The sequence below is a fragment of the Streptomyces fagopyri genome, assembly GCF_009498275.1.
Classification (GTDB): domain Bacteria; phylum Actinomycetota; class Actinomycetes; order Streptomycetales; family Streptomycetaceae; genus Streptomyces; species Streptomyces fagopyri.
This window is the reverse complement of sequence record NZ_CP045643.1, coordinates 5,451,936-5,474,160: the sequence shown is the minus strand read 5'-3', so window position 1 is coordinate 5,474,160 and position 22,225 is coordinate 5,451,936. Positions and strand designations below refer to the sequence as shown.

General features: G+C 71.6%; 18 protein-coding genes. 9 read left to right on the top strand and 9 right to left on the bottom strand.

What is annotated here, in order from left to right; translation table 11 throughout:
• Positions 1–9 precede the first annotated feature (9 nt).
• Complete coding sequence (locus tag GFH48_RS23615; RefSeq protein ID WP_153290163.1) at positions 10–837, bottom strand: glycoside hydrolase domain-containing protein; 828 nt, start codon at positions 835–837, stop codon at positions 10–12.
• A 405-nt stretch (positions 838–1,242) separates the two neighbouring features.
• On the opposite strand from GFH48_RS23615, the gene GFH48_RS23610 reads away from it, so the two are divergent.
• Both GFH48_RS23610 and GFH48_RS23605 read left to right on the top strand, forming a co-directional pair.
• A complete protein-coding gene (locus GFH48_RS23610; RefSeq protein WP_153290162.1) occupies positions 1,243–1,974 on the top strand; it encodes a hypothetical protein in 732 nt (243 codons plus the stop codon).
• An 80-nt stretch (positions 1,975–2,054) separates the two neighbouring features.
• Positions 2,055–2,483 carry a hypothetical protein gene (locus GFH48_RS23605; RefSeq protein ID WP_194280652.1) on the top strand — a complete coding sequence of 143 codons (429 nt, stop codon included), beginning with the start codon at positions 2,055–2,057 and terminating at the stop codon, positions 2,481–2,483.
• A gap of 54 nt (positions 2,484–2,537) precedes the next feature.
• Here GFH48_RS23605 and GFH48_RS23600 read toward each other — a convergent pair whose 3' ends face one another.
• Positions 2,538–4,241, bottom strand: a complete 1,704-nt coding sequence (locus GFH48_RS23600; RefSeq protein ID WP_153290161.1) for a peptidase M16 family protein — start codon at positions 4,239–4,241, stop codon at positions 2,538–2,540.
• Between the two features lie 4 nt (positions 4,242–4,245).
• Positions 4,246–5,199, bottom strand: coding sequence for a hypothetical protein (locus tag GFH48_RS23595; protein WP_153290160.1), 954 nt, complete (start codon positions 5,197–5,199; stop codon positions 4,246–4,248).
• 332 nt (positions 5,200–5,531) lie between these two features.
• Between GFH48_RS23595 and GFH48_RS23590 the strand changes: the two genes are divergently transcribed.
• Positions 5,532–5,975, top strand: a complete 444-nt coding sequence (locus GFH48_RS23590; protein WP_153290159.1) for a hypothetical protein — start codon at positions 5,532–5,534, stop codon at positions 5,973–5,975.
• Between the two features lie 43 nt (positions 5,976–6,018).
• Here the strand turns inward: GFH48_RS23590 and GFH48_RS23585 are convergent, their stop codons facing one another.
• Positions 6,019–6,462, bottom strand: coding sequence for an ATP-binding protein (locus GFH48_RS23585; protein ID WP_153290158.1), 444 nt, complete (start codon positions 6,460–6,462; stop codon positions 6,019–6,021).
• 139 nt (positions 6,463–6,601) lie between these two features.
• Here GFH48_RS23585 and GFH48_RS23580 point away from each other — a divergent pair, with 139 nt between their 5' ends.
• Positions 6,602–6,784, top strand: coding sequence for a DUF397 domain-containing protein (locus tag GFH48_RS23580; protein ID WP_153290157.1), 183 nt, complete (start codon positions 6,602–6,604; stop codon positions 6,782–6,784).
• Between the two features lie 187 nt (positions 6,785–6,971).
• On the opposite strand, the gene GFH48_RS23575 is transcribed toward GFH48_RS23580, so the two are convergent.
• A complete protein-coding gene (locus GFH48_RS23575; RefSeq protein ID WP_228120902.1) occupies positions 6,972–7,697 on the bottom strand; it encodes an HNH endonuclease family protein in 726 nt (241 codons plus the stop codon).
• Positions 7,698–7,860: 163 nt separating this feature from the next.
• Here GFH48_RS23575 and GFH48_RS23570 point away from each other — a divergent pair, with 163 nt between their 5' ends.
• Positions 7,861–8,058, top strand: coding sequence for an antitoxin (locus GFH48_RS23570; protein ID WP_153290156.1), 198 nt, complete (start codon positions 7,861–7,863; stop codon positions 8,056–8,058).
• A 251-nt stretch (positions 8,059–8,309) separates the two neighbouring features.
• On the opposite strand, the gene GFH48_RS23565 is transcribed toward GFH48_RS23570, so the two are convergent.
• Positions 8,310–9,146 (bottom strand): SCO6745 family protein, encoded by an 837-nt coding sequence (locus tag GFH48_RS23565; protein ID WP_153293070.1) that lies wholly within the window; start codon positions 9,144–9,146, stop codon positions 8,310–8,312.
• A gap of 218 nt (positions 9,147–9,364) precedes the next feature.
• On the opposite strand from GFH48_RS23565, the gene GFH48_RS23560 reads away from it, so the two are divergent.
• Positions 9,365–9,940 carry a TetR/AcrR family transcriptional regulator gene (locus GFH48_RS23560; RefSeq protein ID WP_153290155.1) on the top strand — a complete coding sequence of 192 codons (576 nt, stop codon included), beginning with the start codon at positions 9,365–9,367 and terminating at the stop codon, positions 9,938–9,940.
• A gap of 280 nt (positions 9,941–10,220) precedes the next feature.
• Here the strand turns inward: GFH48_RS23560 and mfd are convergent, their stop codons facing one another.
• The 3 genes from mfd to GFH48_RS23545 form a co-directional block, all read right to left on the bottom strand.
• Positions 10,221–13,775 carry a transcription-repair coupling factor gene (gene mfd / locus GFH48_RS23555; RefSeq protein WP_153290154.1) on the bottom strand — a complete coding sequence of 1,185 codons (3,555 nt, stop codon included), beginning with the start codon at positions 13,773–13,775 and terminating at the stop codon, positions 10,221–10,223.
• A gap of 339 nt (positions 13,776–14,114) precedes the next feature.
• Positions 14,115–16,697, bottom strand: coding sequence for an ABC transporter permease (locus tag GFH48_RS23550; protein WP_153290153.1), 2,583 nt, complete (start codon positions 16,695–16,697; stop codon positions 14,115–14,117).
• Complete coding sequence (locus tag GFH48_RS23545) at positions 16,694–17,482, bottom strand: ABC transporter ATP-binding protein (protein WP_153290152.1); 789 nt, start codon at positions 17,480–17,482, stop codon at positions 16,694–16,696. Before GFH48_RS23545 ends, GFH48_RS23550 begins: the two co-directional genes overlap by 4 nt.
• A gap of 425 nt (positions 17,483–17,907) precedes the next feature.
• Here GFH48_RS23545 and GFH48_RS23540 point away from each other — a divergent pair, with 425 nt between their 5' ends.
• From GFH48_RS23540 to GFH48_RS23530, 3 genes are all read left to right on the top strand, one after another.
• Positions 17,908–19,443 (top strand): MFS transporter, encoded by a 1,536-nt coding sequence (locus GFH48_RS23540; protein ID WP_153290151.1) that lies wholly within the window; start codon positions 17,908–17,910, stop codon positions 19,441–19,443.
• A gap of 442 nt (positions 19,444–19,885) precedes the next feature.
• Positions 19,886–20,392, top strand: coding sequence for a DUF485 domain-containing protein (locus tag GFH48_RS23535; protein ID WP_153290150.1), 507 nt, complete (start codon positions 19,886–19,888; stop codon positions 20,390–20,392).
• Entirely contained in the window at positions 20,389–22,071 is a 1,683-nt protein-coding gene (locus tag GFH48_RS23530; RefSeq protein ID WP_153290149.1) for a sodium/solute symporter, read from the top strand. The genes GFH48_RS23535 and GFH48_RS23530 overlap by 4 nt, the downstream gene beginning before the upstream one ends.
• The last annotated feature ends 154 nt before the right edge of the window (positions 22,072–22,225 follow it).

The window sequence follows — 22,225 nt, the reverse complement described above, 5'->3', positions numbered from 1 at the left end:
TCGGCGGGCTCAGCCGGTGATGGCGACCGGCGCGTCCCAGGCGTCCCGGTCCACGGTGATGGTGTAACCGCCGTACGTTTCCTTGCTGTTGACCATGTACTGGTGGGCACGGCTGTGGTTGGTCCACCGGTCGGCGGCGAACGGCCAGTCCGCGGTCGTGGTGTTCTGCTTGTCCCACAGCGCGTACCAGAGGTTGCCCGGCAGGTTCGTGCGGTCGGTGGCCTCGGCGACGGCCTTCGCGCTGGAGCTGCGGAAGCCGTAGAAGCCCGCGCGGTAGGTCTTGGCGTTGAGGGTCTTGTCGAAGGCCCGGATGTACGTCAGCGTCGCGGTGTTGCACGACGTGTTCGTGATGTCGTACGACTCCATGTCCAGGTAGATCGGGCTGCCGGCCTTCATCCCCAGCGCGGACGCCTTGGCCACCGCGTCGGCGGCGTCGGTGGCGCCGAGCGAGGCGGCGTTGGCGGTGGTGAGCTTCTCCGGGTTGGAGCCCGTCTGGCAGGAGGGCTGCGCACCGACGTACAGCGGTATGAGCTTCCAGCCCAGCGCGCTGACCGACTTCACCCAGGACGCGGTGAGGTTGGGTTGGCCGCAACCGCGGTTCTTGCCACCGACGTACACGGCGGCCGCCCCGTACATGCCGGTGTGCCAGGCCTTCATCGCGTTCAGCGAGGGCGCGGCGCAGGTGTCGAACGCACGTCCCGTGAAGGTCCGTTGGGCGGGCCAGGTGGTGGCCGCCATCGACGTCTGCGCCGCGATCCCGGCGCCCGCGACCACGGCGGCGCCCGCCGTCGCCCAGGCGATGTAACGGCCCTTCTTGGACATCCGGTGGCTGGACATCCCCACCCCACTTCATGACACGCGCGGATCGCGGCACGCGTGAACACGTGCGATCCGCGAACAGTTGAGAACAGCGAAGAAAGCCCCTGCGGCGGCGCCCATCCCCGGCACACCGGCGAACGGTGTCGGCCCCTCGGCGCCGGGGGCGGATCGCACCCTAACCGACGCCACCCCCGCCACCGGGAAACGCCTGATCCCGATCACCACAAGATTCCCTCAAGTCACAGCAAAGAGAGCCGGGTCGACGGCGATCGCGGCCCTGCCCCCGCTCCCGTCGGGGATCTTTGGCACGCGCATACCTGTGCATGACCTGTACATGACCCATGCATGGCTTGTGCATGGTCCGCGCGCCCTACAGTCCGCTCGGCTTTATCGCCCCACCTCACAAAGGACACAGAGATCCAGATGCGTCACCCGTCCCCGTACCGCCCCGCCAGAACGCTGCTCGCCGCCGCGGTGCTCCCGCTGGCCCTGGCGGCCTGTTCCGCCGGCACCTCCGACACCTCCGGCCGCCCCTCCGCCGCCCCGACGAAGGCGGCCAAGGACCCCGACGCCGGTCTGCTGACGGGCGCCCAGCTCAAGAAGGCGCTGGCGCCCGCGTCCTTCTTCGCCTCCGGCTTCGCGGTCGACCCCGACGGTGCCCGGGACTCGGGGGCGACGTACACCGCGCCCTCCGCGTCCGCGGTGCCGAAGCCCGACTGCTCCCTGCTCGGCGGCACCAGCTGGATATCCGTCACCGGCGTCTCCGGGGTGTCCTTCGCGCAGAACGACTACGTCAGCAGGACCACGTCCCAGGACATCGCCCAGGAGATCGACACCTTCCGCGGCACGACCGCGGCCGAGGTGCTGAAGGACCTGGAGAAGACCGTCACCGCCTGCGCGGCCTTCACCGACTCGCAGACCCACAGCCAGGTGAAGGTCACCGGTGCGGCCACCCCCGGACTGGGCGACACCGCGTACACCATCACCCTGACCGACAGTGCCTGGCAGAACGGCACGACTCTGATCGCCGTGCGCTCCGGGACCGACGTCGTCAGCGTCTTCTCCACCGACGGGCACGACAACGGGGCGGCCACGGCCGGGAAGCTCGCGGCGCGGATCGTCACGTCCGTGCGGGGCGAACACCAGCGCGCATGACCTCCTGGATGGGAACATGACGGCTCGGAGGGTGTCCCCTGGGTGTCTCGGGGCGGCTCCGGTACGTCTCGGGGGTCTTGATGGACAAACGCCTGGAAGCCGGCTGGCTCCAGCGGATCGCGTGGTCGGTTCTGGCCGTGGGGTCGCTGGGTCTGCTGGTCTGGGTGCCGTTCCTGTACGTGGCGATCCGCCGCGGCCGGGGCTCGGACTGGGGCGCCTTCGCCGCGTTCCTGCTGTACGAGCTGGTGACGCTGCCGTGGGCGACCACCGATCAGAGCGACTCGGGTGATCCCATCCTCGGCGTGGTCGCGCTGATCAGCATCGGCATGGCCGTGGGCATGCTGCTGTTCGCGGTGTTCGACAAACGGCAGCCGAAGTACGCGCCGGCCGGCCGGGGTCCGGGGTCCGGCCCGATGCCGGGCCAGGTGCGAGGCCCCGTACAGGGCCCGGCGCAGGGCCCGGCCCACGGGCAGGGCGGCCCGGTGCAGGGCAACCCGTACCTGCGCTAGACGACCGGCCGGTGACCGGCGCCCGCGATCGGGCGCCGGTCACCTCCCGGGGCCTCAGCCGCGCCGGGTGCCCCGCAGGACCCGTACGGCGGGCCAGGCCAGCAGGGCGCCGACCGCCCAGAGGAAGACGGTGAGCGCCGCCCATTCGCCGGTGGTGGTCTCGGGGTCCGAGAAGCCGAAGACGGTGTAGGAGAGCGCCAACAGGGACCACAGTCCCGCGAGGACACCGAAGAGGACGAGCAGCGCGGTCTGGCCGCCGGTACGCCGTGCCGGTGCCGCCTTCCCCGACGGACCGGTCCCCGCACTCCCGTCCGCCTCCGGCCGTGGCTGCCGCTGCCGGGGCGGCAGCCGGACCACCTCGCTCGGGTGCACCGCCGCGTCGATGGTCGCCATCGTGTGCGCGTCGATCCCGTAGGCCCCGGGCTCCACCTCCACGGACAGTCCGTCGTGACCGATGAACCTGCGCCCGCCGTCGGGCCAGTTCAGTACGGCCGCGCACGCGCGGTAGAGCACGGTGGCCGTCTGGCCGCCCGCCGTGACGCTGACGCCCTCGCTTCCGACGATCAGCGACGGACCGCCCGCGCGCCGGGAGCCGAACGTGGTCCCCGTGACCGCGTACGACGACCCGGTCGGCGCCTGCGCGTACCCGGCCCAGTCGGCACTGTGGCCCGCGGGCGCCTGCAGCAGGGCGGTCCCGGCGGCCTCCAGCGCGACCCCGTACAGATGCTGCGGGGTGACCGCCCACAGCTCGGACCGCAGGTCGTCGAACCCGCGCGGCGGACGGTGGGCCAGCAGGTCCTCCGCCGCGCCGGGCAGCCGCCGTACCGCCGCGTCCGACGCGGTCAGCGACGCGTCGGCGTGGGCGCGTACGGCGTCCAGGTCGCCCTGCGCGATCCGACCGGCCTGGAGCCCCGCGAGCACGTCCACGAAGCCGCCGAGCACCGCGTCCTGCTTCGCCGGCAGCGCGTCCGCGAAGGCGGTGACGAGCGCGAAGCCGTCCCGCCGTGACGTGTAGTCGGTGGCCGCCGTGTAGGAGTAGCCGCCCTCCTGCCGCAGCGCCCGCGACAACTCCCGCTCCAGTACGCCCGCGTACAGCCGCGCGGCGGTGCTGTCGCCGACCACGCTGTCCAGCAGAACGCCGCCCTTGCCGTCGGAGAAGTAGGCGGGGGCGGTGGGCAGGGCCGAGGTGACGACGGGCATCGCGCGCCGCTGACCGGCGGGCAGCTTGAGCGAGAGCCCGGCCGGCAGGCGCTCCCCCGCGATCCACAGCACGGCGTTGTCCCGGGTGAACCAGCTCCCCGCCCACTGCCGCAGGTCGTCCTGGCGCAGGTCCCGTACGCCCCACTCCGGGTAGCTGACGAGCCCGTACCCCTGGGCACCGTAGCGCCACAGCGGCAGTTGACCGGGTTCCCGCCGCGCCTCCTCGGTGCGCAGGATCTCCTTCTCCGTCTCCAGCCGCTCCATGGGCAGGTCGGTCAGGGAGGCGCACACACCCTCCAGGTGGGCGACGATCTCGTGCTCGGCGCCCTCCGCGTGGAAGTGGGTGAACGCGCCCTTGGTCGCGCCGTTGAAGTGGTAGTCGGCCAGGCCCTGGCGGTGCAGGGCCAGGTGCTCGACCAGGTGCGTGATGCCGGACCGGGCGAGGGTCTCGTCGGCGACACCGACGCGGAAGACCAGTCCGGCGCGCATCGGTCCGGTGGCGTACGCGAAGAGGGTCGGTATGCCGTCGACCTCGGTGTGGTGCAGGGTCTGGCTCATCGGCTCAGCCTCTCCCGAACGCGGCGGAACGGTGTTTGACGTACGCGTCCGCGGGCTTCCCGAGATAGTCCCAGGGGGACTCGGAGGCGAGGTTGCCCAGCGCGCGGAAGTGCGCGGCGGCGCGGGCGGTGTCCCCGATCAGCGAGAAGAGCGCCGCGAAGTTGCCCTGCACGGTGACCCATCCGTACACCGGCCGGTAGTGCGGGTGCAGCACGGACCCTTCGGCGGCCTCGACGAGTTCGGCGTGGACGTGCGCCTGGCGCAGATACGCGGTCCGCTCCTGCCCGGCGGGACGGTCGAGCCAGTGCTCCAGGTGCGCCTCCGCCACCAGACCGCCGCTGAGCGTCCCCCCGGGCGCGTTCAGCAGGCACTCACGGGCGAACCCGTGCGCCGCCTCCCAGTTTCCGCTCCACTTGGGGCACAGCTGCTGGAGCAACCGGGACTGTCCGCTGTAGTGGTGCGGGTGATGGACGGCCAGCCGGTCGTAGCGGCGCCGCGCCTCGTTCTGCCCGAGCTGCAGTCCCATGGCCGTGGTCAGACGCGAGGCCCAGGCCGCGTCGTACGCCGGGTCGAGCGCGGTGGCGCGGATGAGCAGCTGCTCGGCCTGCCGCAGATGCGCGTGCAGCCCCGCGAACTGCTCCCGGCTGACGTCCTTGGCACGCGCGCTGCTCCGGATCTCCCAGCCCAGCATCACTTCACGCGTCCCGAGCAGCGTCAGGGCCAGTACGTCGTGGGGGGCGGCGGCGACCATCTCGCGCAGCGGGTGTTCCACCCCGGGGATGTCGGCGATCACGCCGACGAGGAACGACCGGTTGACGCCCCGCGGGAGCCCGTCCGCGTACTGCCTGATCCCGGCCCAGTCCCCCGCGGCGACGGCCTGCCGCAACCAGCCGGCCTCGGGAAAGGCCGAGGCGAGTTCGAAATCGGGGGGTGGGAGGGGCGGTGCTTCGGGTGACATGGCGCGGATCTTAAGCGAGTCCTGTGACAACAGGACAAGCGGATGGCGGGAGCCCAAGAATTACACGGTGCGCCCCTGCCCGCCGTGGGCGACTTCCCTTGTCGTACCGCGATCCGGGACGCCCGGGGCTACACATGTTTCCTTCGGCACCTATATGCTTCGCGCGGCAAATCTGCCGTGCAGCGCTCGAATGCTCCCCCATTCCGCAGCGCGCCCCCACGCACTCGCTCACTCGCCCGTCGGCACCACTGTGCGTTCTTTTGCTCTGTCATTGCGCTTTCTTTGCATGGCGCACCCCTTTCCAAATCTTGCCCAAATACCAAGGAGCCCTCATGGCCCTCAACGCACGCCGCCGACGTCAACTGCTGGAGGCCACCGGCCCCTTGCTGCTCCAGGGCGAACGGGTCGAACTGACCACGCTGGCGGCGGTCGGCACGGTGTCCGTACGCAGGCAGGCCCTCACCGCGGCCGTGGTGGGGGTACTCACCGCCGGAATGGTGATGGCAACGGTCAAACCGCGCCCGCTGTACATCGCCCTGACCGATCAGCGCCTGATGTTCTTCGACGGGAACAACGGAGGAAAGCCCGGAAAACTCCTGATGAACCTCCCCCGCCCCTATGTCTCCGTCGGTTCGACGAAGAAGGGTCTCTTCGGCCTCACCCTGATAACCCGGCTGTCCGTCGTGGAACAGGAACAGGACCTCAAGCTGGCCTTCCCCGTCCAACATCGCGCGGACGGAGCCCGGTTCGTGTCCCTTCTTCCCGTCACGCGCTGACACCCGCATTTCCGTTCCGCACGAAGGACGGCCGCCGAACCGATCACGCGACGGCCGCCTCCGCCTCCCCCAGGGGCGGGCCCGGCTCGCACCAGAGGAGTTTCCCGCCCCCACTGAAGACGTCGTCGCCCAGCGGACAGCCGCCCCACGCGTCCGCGTAAGGGCATACGGGGAACAGCGCGCGCCCTCCGTCGGCCTCGGCCGGGACGGGACGAAGGGGGCCGGAGCGCCTGTCGAACGGCGGCGGGATGTGCGGGTCGGCGTCCTGGACACTCACCCTCAGCCGGCCACCCGCCAGGGCGCGGAGGCGAAGGGCCACCGACCCGGTGGAGTACCGGTAGGCGTTGGTGACGAGTTCCGAGGTCAACAGCTCGGCGGCGTCGAGGAGTCGGGTCATGCCGTGCCCGGCGAGCACGGCACGGAGGGTGACGCGGGCGACGCGTGGCGCGCGCGGGCCCTGGACACCGCCGAGGTCGACACTGCTCATGGCAGCGAACTCGGCGATGGGTCGGGCCAGTTGGAGAAATATCGTTTGGTCCTGGACAGGATGGAGGAAGCCGCCTTGGCCCCCGCGCCGTCCCGTGACCTCATCCGTCACATCGCCCGAGACCTCCGAGGAAGCCCCGATGCCCGAACTCCACTGGCAGAAGTCGACCCACAGCCGGGAAGCCTCCGCCTGCGTATATGTGGCCGCCACCCTTGCCGGAACGATCCTCCTCCGGGAGAGAGACGACCCCGAGGTCATCCTCACCACCGGCCCGCGCCAACTCGGCACCCTGATGGCCGCGCTGCGCTCCCCCCACCGCTGACCGAGCGCGGCGCCTGTGGCTTCCGCCCTGTCGAGCGGCGGGCTTGTGCGGGTGGTGGGCGGCGCGTTCACCCTTCCCCTTGCCGGGCTCCCGGCCCACAACGCGCTACGCGTCGGTCGTCCCGGCGGGGAGTGGTGCGACGACGGCAGTGCCGGCGGCCACGCCGGCCGGGTCCGTCAGGCCCGGGTCAGTTCGCGTGGAACCGCTTCGGAGCCTGCGTCGGGTTGCCGCCCGCGGGAAGTTTCTGGCCGGGGCAGCCGGAGAGCGTCTTCTTCATCGCGGTCTTCTCCCCGTCGGTGACCCACAACCCGTACTTCTTCTTCACGGCCACCTGGGCGGCCACGTACGCGCAGCGGTACGTCTTGTTGGGCGGCAGCCAGGTCGCGGTGTCACCGTCCCCCTTGCTGCGGTTGGTGCTCGCGTCGACGGACAGCAGGTTGAGCGGATCGTTGGCCAGCGCTATCCGCTTGCTCGCGTCCCAGTACTTGGCGCCCTTCTGCCAGGCGTCCGACAGCGCGACGAGGTGGTCGATGTCCACCAGACTGCGGCCCCGCTTGTACGTCACCTGCTTGCCGGAGTACGGGTCGGGGTCGAGCGTGCCGGAGGCAACCCGGCAGGTGCCGCTGGTGAACTTCACGTCCTTCAGGTCCCGCTTGAGGATGTCGTCGCGGGTGTCGCACTTGTTCGAATCGGTGTCGGCCCAGGCCGTACCGAACCGCTCCCTGCTGTACCCCGTCTTGGGCGCACGCCCCTTGACGGTCAGCGAGTCCACCGCGCTGAGCGCGGCGCCACCGGCCGCGGAACCCTTCGGCCCCTCGGCGCCACCCATGTCCTCCTTGCAGCCGCTGACTCCGGCACCGACGGCGAACACCATCAGCGCGGCCACGGCCGCCCCACCCCTCAGACGCACCACTACGCCCCTCCCCTTGCCTCCCCGGGTCCGCCCTGTACGGGCGCATCTCCCCTGGTGCCCACGGTAGCCGCCGGTATGCCATGGCCATACCAGCCTCCAACGGGCAATTGGCGCACGCCGGGCGTATCGTCGGAGGTGAGGCACCTCCGGAAGGAGTTCCCGCATGGGCATCTTCGACAGGTTCAAGGACCACGCGAGGTCCAAGGGCAAGGACATGTCCGACACCGCGGAACGCGGTGTCAACGAGAAGACGGGCAACAAGTACACCGGCCAGGTCGACGACGCCCAGCAGCGGATCGAGGGCACGACGGGCCTGAAGGGTGACCGGCCCGACCGTCCGGACCGGCCCGACCAGCGGTAGCCCCCCGCCGGGCCGTTGGTCCGGCGGCACCACTCGCCCGGGCATGCCGCTCCGTCCACCGATCGACCGTGACACCGAGGCCGTCCGCGAAGCACGACTTCCGCGGGCGGCTTCTTCTCGTCCCAGCGCCGCCCCGCCCGTATCACTCAGCCCGCTCCGCGCCGGGTCACCCCTCCCGGGACCACCTGGCACTGCACCCTGCCGCCCTTGCACCCCCTCCCGCGGTCCCGTGCCACGCGGGCGCCCGCGTGTCACACCCGCCCGATCCCCAGCGTCGACTCCGAGGGCAGCAGCCCCGAGCCCAGTACCGCGACCCAGAACTCGCCGAGCAGTTCGACGAGATGGGCGCGGTCGGCCGCGGCGAGGACCTTCCACGGCGCGGCGGCGAGTACGTCCGTGCGCCGCTCGACCTCGGCGCGGAGGTCCCGTCCCGCGGGGGTCGCGGCACCGGAATCCGTCAACAGGCCGCGCGCGACCAGCCGTTGTCCCGCCGCGCTCCACTCCTCGGCACTCCAGCCCCGGCTCTCGAAACGCTCGACGGAGGCCGCCCCGACCGCCGCGAACGAGACCAGCGCCTCAACGGGGTCGAGTCCGGCGACCAGCAGCGCCGCGAGGTGACCGTCGCCGCGGTGTTCGCGCAGGATCGTCGCCGCGTGCCACAACTGGAGGTGCGGGGCCTCCGGCCACGGCAACTCCGCGTTCGCGGCGGCCATGGGACGGCCCCCGGTGTTCGCCGCCTCGGCGACGCGGCGCAGCAGGGCGGCGGACTCGGCCAGTTCGGGGCTTGTGGCGCGGTCGCCGAATATCGCGCCGTACGCACGGTCCATCCCCCGCTCCCTCGCCCTCAGCACGTCCGCCGGACGCGCCGTGGCCCATGCGGAGTCCATGTGCGCGGCGACCCTTCTCGGGCTGAAGCTGTAGAAGGCGGACGCCACCCGCTCGCCGCCGGCCGCTCCGAGGGGCGCGGCGCGGAAGGGGAAGTACGACGGCCAGCGCTCATCCGTCCCGTACCCGAGCGCGGCCGCCTCCTCGAAGACCTGCGGCGCGTAGTAGAGCACCGCGTGCAGGGGCTCCAGCAGATGCCACATCCGGCGCGCCTCCCCGGGATCGACCTCGCCACCGCCCCGGACCGCCTCCCGCACGGCGCCGTCCTCCCCGGCCCCGCCGATCCCGCTGTCGACACCACTGCCGTCCCGCGTCATGACGTCATCCCCCCGTCCCGTGCCCACCCGACAACTTGACACTGACAAGATTGCCCGGTCCGGCCGAACTTGTCAATGACTAGATTCCGCGTACGCTGGCGGCCATGGAGACCACCAGCCCTCGCCCCTACCACCACGGCGATCTACGGCGCGCCATCCTGAGCGCCGCTCTGGACGTCATCGCCGCCGAGGGCCCCTCCGCGCTCAGCCTGCGCGACCTGGCCCGTCGGGCGGGCGTCTCGCACGCGGCGCCGGCCCACCACTTCAAGGACCGCACGGGCCTGCTGACGGCGATCGCGGCCGAGGGACACGGACTGCTGGCCGCCACGCTCACCGAGGCCGCGGACCTGCGCGAGGCGGGCGTCCACTACGTGAGGTTCGCGCGCGAGCACCCCGCGCACTTCCAGGTGATGTTCACACCGGAGCTCCTGCGGGCGGACGACGTGGAGCTCACGACCGCCCGGGCCCTGACGGCCGAGAGCCTGCGCCGGGCCGTCGCAGCCCGGCGCCCGGGCCCTGACGTCGATCCCCGCCTCGCCTCGGTCGCCGCCTGGTCCCTGGCCCACGGCTTCGCGACCCTGCTCCTCGGCCACAACCTGGACGGCCCGGTCGGCGACCAGGACCCCGAGGAGGTCTTCCGTGTCCTGACGGGAATGCTGTTCACGCCACCGCCGGCGTGACCCGGGCATCACCGGCCTGACCCGGGCACCACCGGCGCGACCCCCGATCACCTGCGGGGCCCGCACGCCACCGGCGCGAACCCGGAACGCCTGCGCGACGCGCACGACCCCGAAACGCCTGCGCGACGCGCACGACCCCGGAGCGCCTGCGCGTCCCGCACACCCCCGCCCGGCCCCGGATCACCCGCGCCCCCGCACGCCACCGGCGGGGCCCCCGTCACCTCCCGGGCGACCAGGGCCCCGCCACCGCTGTTCCCCTCCGGAGCGCCGGAACTCGCCCCTACGACCCGAGCACTGTCGCCAGGAACTCCCCGGTCCACCCCAGCAGCTCCCGTCCGACCAGCGGCTTCCCGCCCACCTTCGCCGTCTTCGGGCGGGGGACCAGAAGCTGGTGGGCGGCCGGCTTGATGACCGTGCCCGGGTACAGCCGCCGCAGGCGCAGTTCCTGCGACTCCCGCAGCTCGGCAGGTGCGAACCGGATGTTGTTGCCCTGGAGCACGACCTCGCCGACCCCGCACGCCCGCGCGAGCATCCGCAGCCCTGCGACCAGCAGGAGGTTCTCCACCGGCTCGGGCAACTTGCCGTAGCGGTCGACGAGTTCCTCCCGTACGGCCTTCACGTCCTCCTCCGTGTTGGCGGAGGCGATGGCACGGTAGGCCTGCAGACGCAGCCGCTCGCCCGGCGCGTAGTCGTGCGGGACGTGCGCGTCGACCGGCAGCTCGATCTTGACCTCCAGCGGCGGCTCCTCCTCCGCACCGCCCTCCAGCTGTGCGCGGTAGTCGGCGACCGCCTCGCCGACCATGCGGACGTACAGGTCGAAGCCGACGCCCGCGATGTGGCCGGACTGCTCGCCGCCGAGCAGGTTTCCGGCGCCGCGGATCTCCAGGTCCTTCATCGCCACGTACATGCCCGCGCCCATCTCGGTGTGCTGGGCGATGGTCGCGAGCCGCTCGTGCGCCGTCTCGGTGAGGGGCTTCTCCGGCGGGTAGAGGAAGTACGCGTAGCCGCGCTCCCGGCCTCGTCCGACCCGGCCGCGCAGCTGGTGCAGCTGGGAGAGGCCGAAGTTGTCGCCGCGCTCCACGATCAGCGTGTTGGCGTTGGAGATGTCGATGCCGGACTCGACGATCGTCGTCGAGACGAGCACGTCGAACCTCTTCTCCCAGAAGTCGACGACGACCTGCTCCAGGGACTGTTCCGACATCTGCCCGTGGGCCGTGGCGATGCGCGCCTCGGGGACGATCTCGCGCAGCCGGGCCGCCGCGCGGTCGATGGACTCGACGCGGTTGTGGATGTAGAACACCTGGCCCTCGCGGAGCAGTTCACGCCGGATGGCGGCGCCGATCTGCTTCTCCTCGTAGGGGCCGACGAAGGTCAGCACCGGGTGCCGCTCCTCCGGCGGGGTGGTGATCGTGGACATCTCGCGGATGCCCGTGACCGCCATCTCCAGGGTGCGCGGGATCGGGGTCGCGGACATCGTCAGGACGTCGACGTTGGCGCGCAGTTTCTTCAGCTGCTCCTTGTGCTCGACGCCGAAGCGCTGCTCCTCGTCGACGATGACCAGGCCCAGGTCCTTGAACTTCGTCTCCGAGGAGAACAGGCGGTGGGTGCCGATGACGACGTCCACGGAGCCCTCGCGCAGCCCCTCCAGGACCGCCTTCGCCTCCGTGTCCGTCTGGAAGCGCGACAGCGCCCGGACGTTGACCGGGAACTGCGAGTAGCGCTCGCCGAAGGTGCCGAAGTGCTGCTGCACGAGAAGCGTCGTCGGTACGAGCACGGCGACCTGTTTGCCGTCCTGCACGGCCTTGAACGCGGCGCGGACGGCGATCTCCGTCTTGCCGTATCCCACGTCGCCGCAGACCAGGCGGTCCATCGGGACCGTCTTCTCCATGTCCTCCTTGACCTCGGCGATGGTGGTGAGCTGGTCGGGGGTCTCCGCGTACGGGAAGGCGTCCTCCAGCTCGCGCTGCCAGGGCGTGTCGGAGCCGAAGGCGTGTCCCGGGGCCGCCATGCGCGCGCTGTACAGCTTGATCAGGTCCGCGGCGATCTCCTTGACCGCCTTCTTGGCGCGGGCCTTGGTCTTCGTCCAGTCGGCGCCGCCGAGACGGTGCAGGGTCGGTGCCTCGCCGCCGACGTACTTGGTGATCTGCTCCAACTGGTCGGTCGGGATGTAGAGGCGGTCGCCGGGCTGGCCGCGCTTGGCCGGCGCGTACTCCACGACCAGGTACTCGCGGGTCGCGCCCTGCACGGTCCGCTGGACCATCTCGATGTAGCGGCCGACACCGTGCTGCTCGTGCACGATGTAGTCGCCGGCTTCGAGGGTCAGCGGGTCGATGGTCTTGCGGCGGCGGGCCGGCATGCGCGCGCCGTCCTTGCCGGCCGCCTTCTGGCCGGAGAGGTCGGTCTCGGTGAGGACGGCGAGCTTGAGCGCCGGGTCGACGAAGCCGTAGTCGATCGAGCCGCAGGAGACGTGCACGACGGACGGCCCGATGTCCGCCAGGTCGGTTTCGAGGCGGGCCGCGATGCCCTCTCCGCCGAGCACCTCGACGGTACGGGCGGCGGGGCCGTGCGCCTCGGTGACGTACACCGTGCGCCAGCCCTCGGCGAGCCAGCCCTTGGTGTCGGCGAGGGCGCGGGCGGTGTCGCCCCGGTAGGTCTCGGGGGCGTGCATGCCGAGCTTGAGGGTGTCGGCGTCGCCGCCTCCGCCGAAGCTCTCGGTGAACGACTCGTCGGCCGCGAACGGCGACACCGACCACCACATCATGTCCAGCTCGCGCGCGCGCTCCCGGACGTCCGCGATGGACCACAGGGAGGCCGCGTCCACGTCGATGGGGGCCTCGCCGCCGCCGGCGGTCGCCGCCCAGGACGCCTGGAGGAACTCCTGCGAGGTCGCCACCAGGTCCGCGGCCCGGGTCCGTACCCGCTCCGGGTCGCACACGACGGCCATGGAGCCCTTGGGCAGCACGTCGAGCAGCAGCTCCATGTCGTCGACCAGGACCGGGGCCAGGGACTCCATGCCCTCCACGGCGATGCCCTCGGCGATCTTGCCGAGCAGTTCGCCCAGCTCGGGGTGCTCCTCGGCCAGCCGGGCGGCCCGCCGCCGTACGTCGTCGGTGAGCAGCAGCTCGCGGCACGGCGGTGCCCACAGCCCGTGCTCGGCGACCTCCAGGGAGCGCTGGTCGGCGACCTTGAAGTAGCGGATCTCCTCGACGTCGTCGCCCCAGAACTCCACCCGGAGCGGATGCTCCTCGGTGGGCGGGAAGACGTCGAGGATGCCGCCGCGGACCGCGAACTCGCCGCGCTTCTCGACCAGTTCGACGCGGGCGTAGGCGGCTGCCGCGAGGGCCTCGACGACGCCCCCGAGGTCGGCGCTCTGGCCGGTGCGCAGCGCGACCGGTTCCAGGTCACCGAGGCCCTTGACCTGAGGCTGGAGCACGGAGCGGACGGGGGCGACGACGACGGACACCGGGCCGGTCTCGGGGTCGTCGGGGCGGGGATGGGCGAGGCGCCGCAGGACGGCGAGGCGGCGGCCGACCGTGTCGGAGCGGGGCGAGAGCCGTTCGTGCGGAAGCGTCTCCCACGAGGGGTACTCCGCGACCGTGTCGGCGGGCAGGAGCGACCTCAGCGCCGCGGCCAGGTCCTCGGCCTCCCGTCCCGTCGCCGTGACCGCCAGTACGGTCCGGCCGGCCTCGCGGGCTAGGGCGGCCACCGCGAAGGGGCGGGCGGCGGGCGGTCCCACCAGGTCGACGTGCATCCGGACCTGGCCGGTCGCGGCCTTCACCGCTTCCGCGAGAGCGGCGTCCTTGACGACGGCGTCGAGCAGACCGTGCAGGCTCATGAAGGCCTTCCATCCGGAGAGTGGGCAACGCGAAGGGCCCGACACGTCGCCACGGGCCGGGGATCTCCAGCCTACGACGACGCGCTCCCTCACGCCGGGCCTGTGGATAACGCCCGCGGCCGGGGCCGGGTACCACGAAGGGCCCGGCCGGGGAGGTGGTCACCTCTCCGGTCGGGCCCTTTTCCCCCGCGACCCCCGTGCGCGGTGGCCTTCGGGTCGCTCCGCGGTCGTCGTCCGTGGCTGTCGGTCGCCGGGCCGTCTCCGGGCGGTCCGCGGCCGGCCGGCCGCCGATCACCGGGCGGGCCACGGCCGGCCGTGCGGCCGGCGGACGGTCGGCCGTCAGTCGGTCGCGATCGCGTTCAGGACGTTCATCCGGCCCGCCCGGAACGCCGGGATCAGGGCGGCGAACAGGCCCACGAACGCCGAGCCGACGAAGACCGCGATGATGGTGCCCCACGGGATCTCCAGGACCTTCAGGCCCTCCAGGGCCAGCAGCTTCTGGGCGGTGGCTCCCCAGGCCATGCCCAGGCCGAGGCCGAGCAGCGCTCCGAAGAGGGCGATGACGACCGACTCCAGGCGGATCATGCGGCGCAGCTGGCGGCGGGAGAGACCGATGGCCCGCATCAGGCCGATCTCACGGGTCCGCTCCACCACCGACAGGGCCAGCGTGTTGACCACGCCGAGGACCGCCACGACGATCGCGAGGGCGAGCAGACCGTAGACCATGTTCAGGAGCTGGCCGATCTGGTCCTTCAGTTCCTGCTTGTAGTCGGTCTGGTCACGGACCTGGTACTGCGGGTAGCCGGCCAGCGACTTCTTGAGGGCCGCGTAGGCGGTCTTCTCCTGGCCGTCCTTGGCGGTGGCGAACATGATCTGGTCCGGCGGGATCCGGTCGGCCGGAAGGTACTTCCGCATGGTCTCGGTGCTGACGTACCGCGCGCCCTGGTCGATGGCCACGTCGTCGTCGGTGATCGCGGCGACCTTGAGCCTGGCCGAGCTGCCACCCTTGAAGGCGACGGTCAGGGTGTCCCCGGGCTTGACGTGGTGCTTGGTGGCGAAGTCGGAGCCGACGGACATGGAGTCCTTGCCGTAGGCGGCGGTCAGTTCACCGGCCGTCGTCTTGCGGTGCAGGTCCTGCGCGTAGGTGGGGTCGGCGGCCGTGACGCCGTCGCTGTCCGAGGAACCGTCGGGGGCGGTGAGCGTGGCCTCGATGTCCCGGTAGTGCGTGACGTGCGACAGGCCGGGCGTGGCCTCGATGGCCTTCGCGGCCTGCGGGACGACCCGCTGGTTGCCCTGGATGATGAAGTCGGTGCCGACGGTCCTGTCGAGTTCGTCGGTCGCGGAGGCGACCATCGAGGAGCCGACGACGGAGAGGCAGGCGACCAGCGCGAGGCCGATCATGAGGGCCGCGCCGGTGGCGCCGGTGCGGCGCGGGTTGCGCAGGGCGTTGCGCTCCGCCATCCGTCCGACCGGGCCGAAGAAGCGCAGCAGCACCGCGCTGATGACGCGGACCACGCCGCCGGCGAGCAGCGGGCCGATGATGACGAACCCGATCAGGGTCAGGACGACACCGGCGCCCAGCACCAGCGAACCGTCGCTCGCCTTGTCCGCGCCGGCCGCCGTGTACAGCGCGAAGGCTCCGGCGCCGGTGAGGACCAGGCCGATGATGCCGCGGACGAGACCGGCCCGGCCGTCGGCGGGGGTCCCGGCGTCGCGCAGCGCGGCCATCGGGGAGACCTTGCCGGCCCGGCGGGCGGGCAGGTAGGCGGCGAGGACGGTGACGACGACGCCGAGGAGGAGCCCGATGGCCGGGGTGCTCGCCTTCACGGTCAGATCGTGTGTCGACAGGTCCATGCCCGCCGCCGACATGAGTTTCATCAGGCCGACCGCGAGGCCGACGCCCGCGCCGACGCCGAGGACGGAGCCGAAGACGCCGAGCAGTGTCGCCTCGATGAGCACGGACCGGTTGACCTGCTTGCGGGAGGAGCCGATCGCCCGCATCAGGCCGATCTCCCGGGTGCGCTGGGCGACCAGCATCGAGAAGGTGTTGATGATCAGGAAGATGCCGACCAGGAAGGCGATGCCCGCGAAGCCGAGCATGGCGTACTTGATGACGTTCATGAAGGAGCCGACACCGGAGCGGTTCTCGTCCGCGTTCTCCTTCTGCGTCTGCACCTTGTAGGGCGTCTTGGCGGTGGTGTCCGCGGCGAGCGTGGCGGTGACGTTCCGCTTGAGCCGCGCGTCGGTGACGCCGGTCGCCGCGGAGACGTTGATCTGGGTGAACCGGCCGGTGGTGCCGAGCAGTTCGCGCTGGGCGGTGGCGGTGTCGAAGTAGACGACGGCGGCACCGGGGTTGGTCACCTTGAAGGTGGCGACGCCGACGATCCGGGCCTTGAAGTCACCGGTGACGGCGATGGTGCGCAGCTCGTCGCCGATCTTGAGGTGGTGCTTCTCGGCGGTGTCGGAGTCGACCATCGTCTCGGTCGGCCCGCGCGGGGCGTGCCCGGCGGTGATCTCCATCGAACGCAGGTCGTTGCGCGTCCAGTTGCCCGCGATGGTCGGGGCGCCGTTGCTGGAGCCCATGTTCTCGTTGGCGCTGTTCACGACGGTCACGTTCATCGAACTGACCGCGCCCTCGGCGTACTTGACGCCGTCGGCCTTCTCGGCCCGGGTCAGCACGGAGGCGGGCAGCGATTCCGGCCTGCCGTTCTGCGGGGTGTCGTCGGACTTGGCGGCCTTCGGCGAGACCGTCACGTCGGACGAGGTCGCGGCGAAGAGCTTGTCGAAGGTCGTGTTCATGGTGTCGGTGAACACCAGGGTGCCGCAGACGAAGGCGACGGACAGCAGGACCGCGACGGCGGAGAGGGCCATCCGTCCCTTGTGCGCGAAGAAGTTGCGCATCGAGGTCTTCAGGACGGTCATGACGTACGCCCCCGGGCGTCGAAGTCCTTCATGCGGTCGAGCACCTGGTCGGCCGTCGGCTGGTGCATCTCGTCGACGATCCGGCCGTCCGCGAGGTACAGGACGCGGTCCGCGTACGAGGCGGCCACCGGGTCGTGCGTGACCATCACGATGGTCTGGCCGAGCGAGTCCACGGAGCGGCGCAGGAAGCCCAGTACCTCGGCGCCGGCCCGGGAGTCGAGGTTGCCGGTCGGCTCGTCCCCGAAGATGATCTCGGGCCGGGCGGCGAGTGCCCGGGCCACCGCGACGCGCTGCTGCTGGCCGCCGGAGAGCTGGGTCGGCCGGTGCCTCAGCCGGTCGGAGAGCCCGACGGTCTCGACGACCTGGCTCAGCCAGGCCTTGTCCGGCTTGCGGCCCGCGATGTCCATCGGGAGCGTGATGTTCTCCAGCGCGTTCAGCGTCGGCAACAGGTTGAACGCCTGGAAGATGAAGCCGATCCGGTCGCGGCGCAGTTGCGTGAGCTTCTTGTCCTTGAGGCCGGTGATCTCGGTCTCGTCGAGGTGGATCTGTCCGCTCGTCACGGTGTCGAGCCCGGCGAGACAGTGCATCAGCGTGGACTTGCCGGACCCCGAGGGGCCCATGATCGCGGTGAACCGCCCCCGCGCTATGTCCACGTCGATGTGGTCCAGGGCGACGACGCGGGTCTCTCCGGACCCGTACGCCTTCACGACCTGCCGCGCCCGTGCGGCAACGGCCGTACGCCCTCCAGTGCCCCCGTGCCTGGGAATGGTTACAGCCGATGTCACGGTAAGTCTCCTATGTCGGTCTACGGATGGGCCGGTCGGTCCGCGGATGCGGTGTTGCCGGGTGGATGCGCCGTTCTTGGCTACGTCGGTAAGTCTGGCGGCGGGAGGTGCTGCGGCGCGCTGGTGCCCAGCGCAGTCTTTTGCTGGGGAAAACCCCACCCCCGGGAGTGCGGTCCGTACGACCCCCGTACGTCCCGACCGCTTCCCGGCCGCTCGTCAGCGGCGTAAAGCCAGGTTAAGGACGTGTACCGCGCCCTCTCCTCCTCCGGCGGTACGAACCCTCCCCGAGCCGCAGTACGGAGGTACCCCTAGGGGCTGTCCCCTTTCCGGCGGAGTCCTTCTCGGGGTCGGCTCCACCCTCACGCCGCGACCGGCTTCCACCCTGCCGAGGCGTAAGGGTCGAGTGAGAGGGTGGCCGGAGGCGGATGGATGCAAGGGGAAGGAATCCCGTGGATCAGGGGGACACCGAGATACGCACCGCGGGGGCCGTACGTCCGGGGGCTCCACCCGACCGCAGGGGCGCGGTCGTCGCGGCGCTCATGCTCTCCATGGCGCTCGCCGCGCTGGACTCCACCGTCGTGTCGACCGCCGTGCCGCAGATCGTCGGCGACCTCGGCGGTTTCTCGGTCTTCTCCTGGCTGTTCTCCGGCTATCTGCTCGCGGTGACGGTCACGCTGCCGGTGTACGGAAAGCTGTCGGACACCTTCGGCCGCAAGCCGGTGCTGATCACGGGCGCCGTCGTCTTCCTCGTCGGCTCCCTGCTGTGCGCGACCGCCTGGAACATGGCCGCGCTCATCGTCTTCCGCGTCGTCCAGGGGCTGGGCGGCGGCGCGCTCCAGGGCACGGTGCAGACGCTCGCCGCCGACCTCTACCCGCTCAAGGAGCGCCCCAGGATCCAGGCGAAGCTGTCCACGGTGTGGGCGACCTCGGCGGTCGCGGGCCCGGGTCTCGGCGGTGTGCTCGCCGCGTACGCGGACTGGCGCTGGATCTTCCTCATCAACCTGCCGATCGGGGCGGTCGCCCTGTGGCTGATCGTCCGTCATCTGCACGAACCGGTACGGGAGTCCTCCGGGCGGGCGCGCGTCGACTGGGCGGGCGCGCTCGCCGTCTTCGCGTGCGGCGGCGTCCTGCTGACCGCGCTGGTGCAGGGCGGGGTGGCCTGGGACTGGCTGTCGGCCCCCTCGCTCTCCCTGTTCGCCGCGGGACTCGCGCTGATCGGGGCGGTCGTGGTGATCGAGCGCCGGGCGGCCGAGCCGATCATCCCCGGGTGGGTGTGGCGGCGGCGCACGATCGCCGCGGTGAATCTGGCGCTGGGCGCGCTGGGGCTGCTCATGGTCGCCCCCTCGGTGTTCCTGCCCACCTACGCGCAGTCGGTCCTCGGCCTGGCCCCGGTCACCGCCGGATTCGTGCTGTCCGTGTGGACGCTGAGCTGGCCGGTGTCCGCGGCGCTGAGCCAGCACGTGTACCGGCGGATCGGTTTCCGCAACACCGCGATGGCCGGCATCGGCGCGGCGGCCCTGATCCTGCTCGCCTTCCCGTTCCTCCCCTATCCGGGCGCGCCCTGGCAACCGACCCTGCTGATGCTGCTGCTGGGGGGCACCCTGGGCCTCTTCCAGCTCCCTCTGATCATCGGTGTCCAGTCGACCGTCGGCTGGGACGAACGCGGTACGGCCACCGCGTCCGTCCTCTTCTGCCGTCAGACCGGCCAGACCGTCGGAGCGACCCTGTTCGGGGCGATCGCCAACGGGGTGCTGGCCGCGCGACTCGGCGGCGCCGGGGACCTGGACGCGGTGACGCGGGCGCTGGACTCGGGGGCGCCGGACGAGCGGTTGCGGCACGCGGTCGCCGACGCGGTCCACGCCGTGTACCTCGGCGCCGCGTGTGCCGCCGTACTCGCCTTCCTGGTGCTGCTGTTCGTGGCGCCGAGACGCTTCCCGGTCCTCGACGACCCCACGGACTGAGGACGAGGGCCGCGGACACGGGCTTGAGCACACGGGCCGCGTACGCGGGACGAGTACGCCGGACTACGACGCGGGACGACGACGCCGGCTCGCGACGCGGGTCGACGACCTGGGCCGGGGCGCGGGACGACGACCTGGGCCGGGGGCCTCGCCCCTGCCGCCGGGTACCCGTCGCGGTGGGAGTGGAGTCTGTCAGTGGGGTACGCGGGGGAGGCACACCGTTGCGAACACCCCCCACCTCAGGTGCCACTCTCCTCCCTCTACACACTTCCGCCACAGGGGTAGACCCGGGTAACACCCCAGGTCAGCGAAGTAAGCGCATACCGACCGATCAGTTCGGCGAAACCCGCGCCCACGGGGGCTACCTGCGAGTAGCGTGCCTCGCTCCACCCCCTGCTCCCTGCGGTCCGCACCGGACCCGAGCCACGCAAGGAGAACCGGGATGCCAGACGCGTTCTCGTCCCCCGAGCACCAGACGCCGCACCGACAACCCCCGTACCCGCCCCCGAATCCGCAGCACTCCCCGCCCCCGTACCCGGAGTTCCGGAACGAACCCGCCGCGCACTCCCCCGCGTACGCCACCTACCCCTGGCAGCCGCGGCCCCCCGAGCCTCCGAGAAGGCGACGGCCCCGGCATCACGCGCTGGGGCAGCACAGCGACATCCGGCTGCTGCGCGGCGCCTATCGCCGGCAGCGGCGGGTGGCGACGCTCACGGCGCTCGGGTACTTCACCCTCTTCCTGCTCCTGTCGGCGTTCGCGCCGGGCCTGATGGCGAGCACGGTGTCCGGCGGACTGCCGATGGGGCTGCTCCTCGGGCTGTTGCAGGTACCCGTGACCTGTCTGGCGATCGGCGTGTACGAGTACACGGCCCGCCGGGGCGTCGACCCGGTCGCGGACCGGATCCGGAGGCAGAGCGAGCTGGACGCGAAGCGGGAGGCGGCCCGATGACCGGGGCGATCGAGACGGGCGGAACCGGGTTCAGCAGTTCCGCGCAGACCATGTCACTGATGGCGTTCACCGCGGTCACCACGGTCACGCTGCTGCTGTGCGTGATGACCGGGCCGGACCGCGACGACCTCGACGAGTTCTACACGGGGTACGGATCGCTGTCGCCGATACGCAACGGCCTCGCCATAGCCGGTGACTACATCTCGGCGGCGACGGTGCTCGGCACCGGCGGGGTCATCGCGCTCACCGGGTACGACGGGGTCGTGCTCGCGCTGAGCACGGCGCTCTCCCTGATGCTGCTGATGTTCCTGCTGGCCGAACCGCTGCGCAACGCGGGCCGGTTCACCATGGGCGACGCGCTCGCGCGCCGGATGCCCGGCCGGGCCGTACGCGCCACCGCGTGCGCCGCGACCATCGTCGCCCTGCTGCCCCTGATGCTGGTCCAACTGGCGGGCACCGGCGACCTGCTGGCGTTCATCCTCGGCTTCTCCGGCGACTCGCTGAAGACCGGCTGCATCATCGGCCTCGGCACGCTGATGATCGGCTACGCGGCGATCGGGGGCATGAAGGGCACGGCCCTCATCCAGATCCTGAAGATCGTGATGCTGCTCGGCTCGGGCACCGTGGTCGCCCTGCTCATCCTGAACCGCTTCGACTGGGACCCGGGGGCGCTCTCCCGGGCGGCCGCCGACCACAGCGGTGTCGGCGCCGCGTTCCTCCACTCCGGTCTGCAGTTCTCCGGCGGCCCCAGCCCCCGCCTCGACATGATCACTTCGGAGCTGACGGTCGTCCTGGGCGGCGCCTGCCTCCCGCACGTCACCATGCGCATGTACACCGCCGGCAGCGCCCGTCAGGTACGCCGCTCGCTGTCCTGGGCGGTACCGTGCGTGGCCCTCTTCGTCCTGGTCATCACGGTCGTCGGCTTCGGGGCCACGGCGCTGATCGGACGCGGCGTCATCGCGCGCGCCGATCCGCAGGGCAACACGGCGTATCTGCTGGGCTCGCGCGCCGCGTTCGGGCCGGACGTCTCGACGGCCGAGACGCTCCTGTTCACCACCGTCACCACGGCGATCTTCCTGACCGTGCTCGCCTCCGTCGCCGGAATGATCCTGGCCTGCGCCAACTCCCTGGCGCACGACGTGTTCGCGCACGCCCGGCTCTTCCGGGGACGCCGGCGCGACGACGAGCTGTCCCCCCGCCGCGAGATGCTCCTCGCCCGGCTGTCGGCCCTCGCGGTCGGCGCGCCGGCGATCCTGCTGGCCACCCTCGTCCAGCACCGCAGCCTGCAGCCGCTGATCACGCTCTCGTTCTGCCTGGGTGCCTCGGCACTGGCGCCCGCGCTGGTCTACGGACTGTTCTGGCGCCGCTACACCCGCACCGGCCTGCTGTGCACCCTCATCGGGGGCACGCTCACGGTCCTGGTCCTGATGACCGGCACCAACCTGGTCTCCGGCTCACCCACCGCCGCGTTCCCCGAGGCCGACTTCAACTGGTTCCCGTTCACGACGACCGGGCTGGTGTCGATCCCGCTGGGCTTCGCGTACGGATGGCTCGGGACCGTGCTGTCGGGGCGCCGGAAGTCGGAGGAACAGCGCAGGCAGTACGAGGCGGTGGAGGGCTGGATCCTGGCGGGGGCGGTCCGGTCACCGGGCCGTACGACGTCTCGCGGCGCGCGCTGATCCGGCGGCGGCCGGTCCCCGGCCGGACCCCGCGGCGCCGGTCGCACCACGGTCGCGACACGGGTCACGGCGCGCGGGGCGTGCGCCGCGGGTCGCCTCCCGGCGCGGGATTCCTGCCGACGTCGGACCACGGCCGGGGTGGGACCACGGCCCG

Coding starts and splice junctions, on each gene's coding strand:
- GFH48_RS23585 (WP_153290158.1), bottom strand. CDS start 6,462: ATGAGCAGTGTCGACCTCGGCGGTGTCCAGGGCCCGCGCGCGCCACGC.
- GFH48_RS23560 (WP_153290155.1), top strand. CDS start 9,365: ATGGAGACCACCAGCCCTCGCCCCTACCACCACGGCGATCTACGGCGC.
- GFH48_RS23580 (WP_153290157.1), top strand. CDS start 6,602: ATGCCCGAACTCCACTGGCAGAAGTCGACCCACAGCCGGGAAGCCTCC.
- GFH48_RS23595 (WP_153290160.1), bottom strand. CDS start 5,199: ATGTCACCCGAAGCACCGCCCCTCCCACCCCCCGATTTCGAACTCGCC.
- GFH48_RS23535 (WP_153290150.1), top strand. CDS start 19,886: ATGCCAGACGCGTTCTCGTCCCCCGAGCACCAGACGCCGCACCGACAA.
- mfd (WP_153290154.1), bottom strand. CDS start 13,775: ATGAGCCTGCACGGTCTGCTCGACGCCGTCGTCAAGGACGCCGCTCTC.
- GFH48_RS23590 (WP_153290159.1), top strand. CDS start 5,532: ATGGCCCTCAACGCACGCCGCCGACGTCAACTGCTGGAGGCCACCGGC.
- GFH48_RS23615 (WP_153290163.1), bottom strand. CDS start 837: ATGTCCAGCCACCGGATGTCCAAGAAGGGCCGTTACATCGCCTGGGCG.
- GFH48_RS23605 (WP_194280652.1), top strand. CDS start 2,055: ATGGACAAACGCCTGGAAGCCGGCTGGCTCCAGCGGATCGCGTGGTCG.
- GFH48_RS23570 (WP_153290156.1), top strand. CDS start 7,861: ATGGGCATCTTCGACAGGTTCAAGGACCACGCGAGGTCCAAGGGCAAG.
- GFH48_RS23610 (WP_153290162.1), top strand. CDS start 1,243: ATGCGTCACCCGTCCCCGTACCGCCCCGCCAGAACGCTGCTCGCCGCC.
- GFH48_RS23600 (WP_153290161.1), bottom strand. CDS start 4,241: ATGAGCCAGACCCTGCACCACACCGAGGTCGACGGCATACCGACCCTC.
- GFH48_RS23540 (WP_153290151.1), top strand. CDS start 17,908: ATGGATGCAAGGGGAAGGAATCCCGTGGATCAGGGGGACACCGAGATA.
- GFH48_RS23565 (WP_153293070.1), bottom strand. CDS start 9,146: ATGTGGCATCTGCTGGAGCCCCTGCACGCGGTGCTCTACTACGCGCCG.
- GFH48_RS23530 (WP_153290149.1), top strand. CDS start 20,389: ATGACCGGGGCGATCGAGACGGGCGGAACCGGGTTCAGCAGTTCCGCG.
- GFH48_RS23550 (WP_153290153.1), bottom strand. CDS start 16,697: ATGACCGTCCTGAAGACCTCGATGCGCAACTTCTTCGCGCACAAGGGA.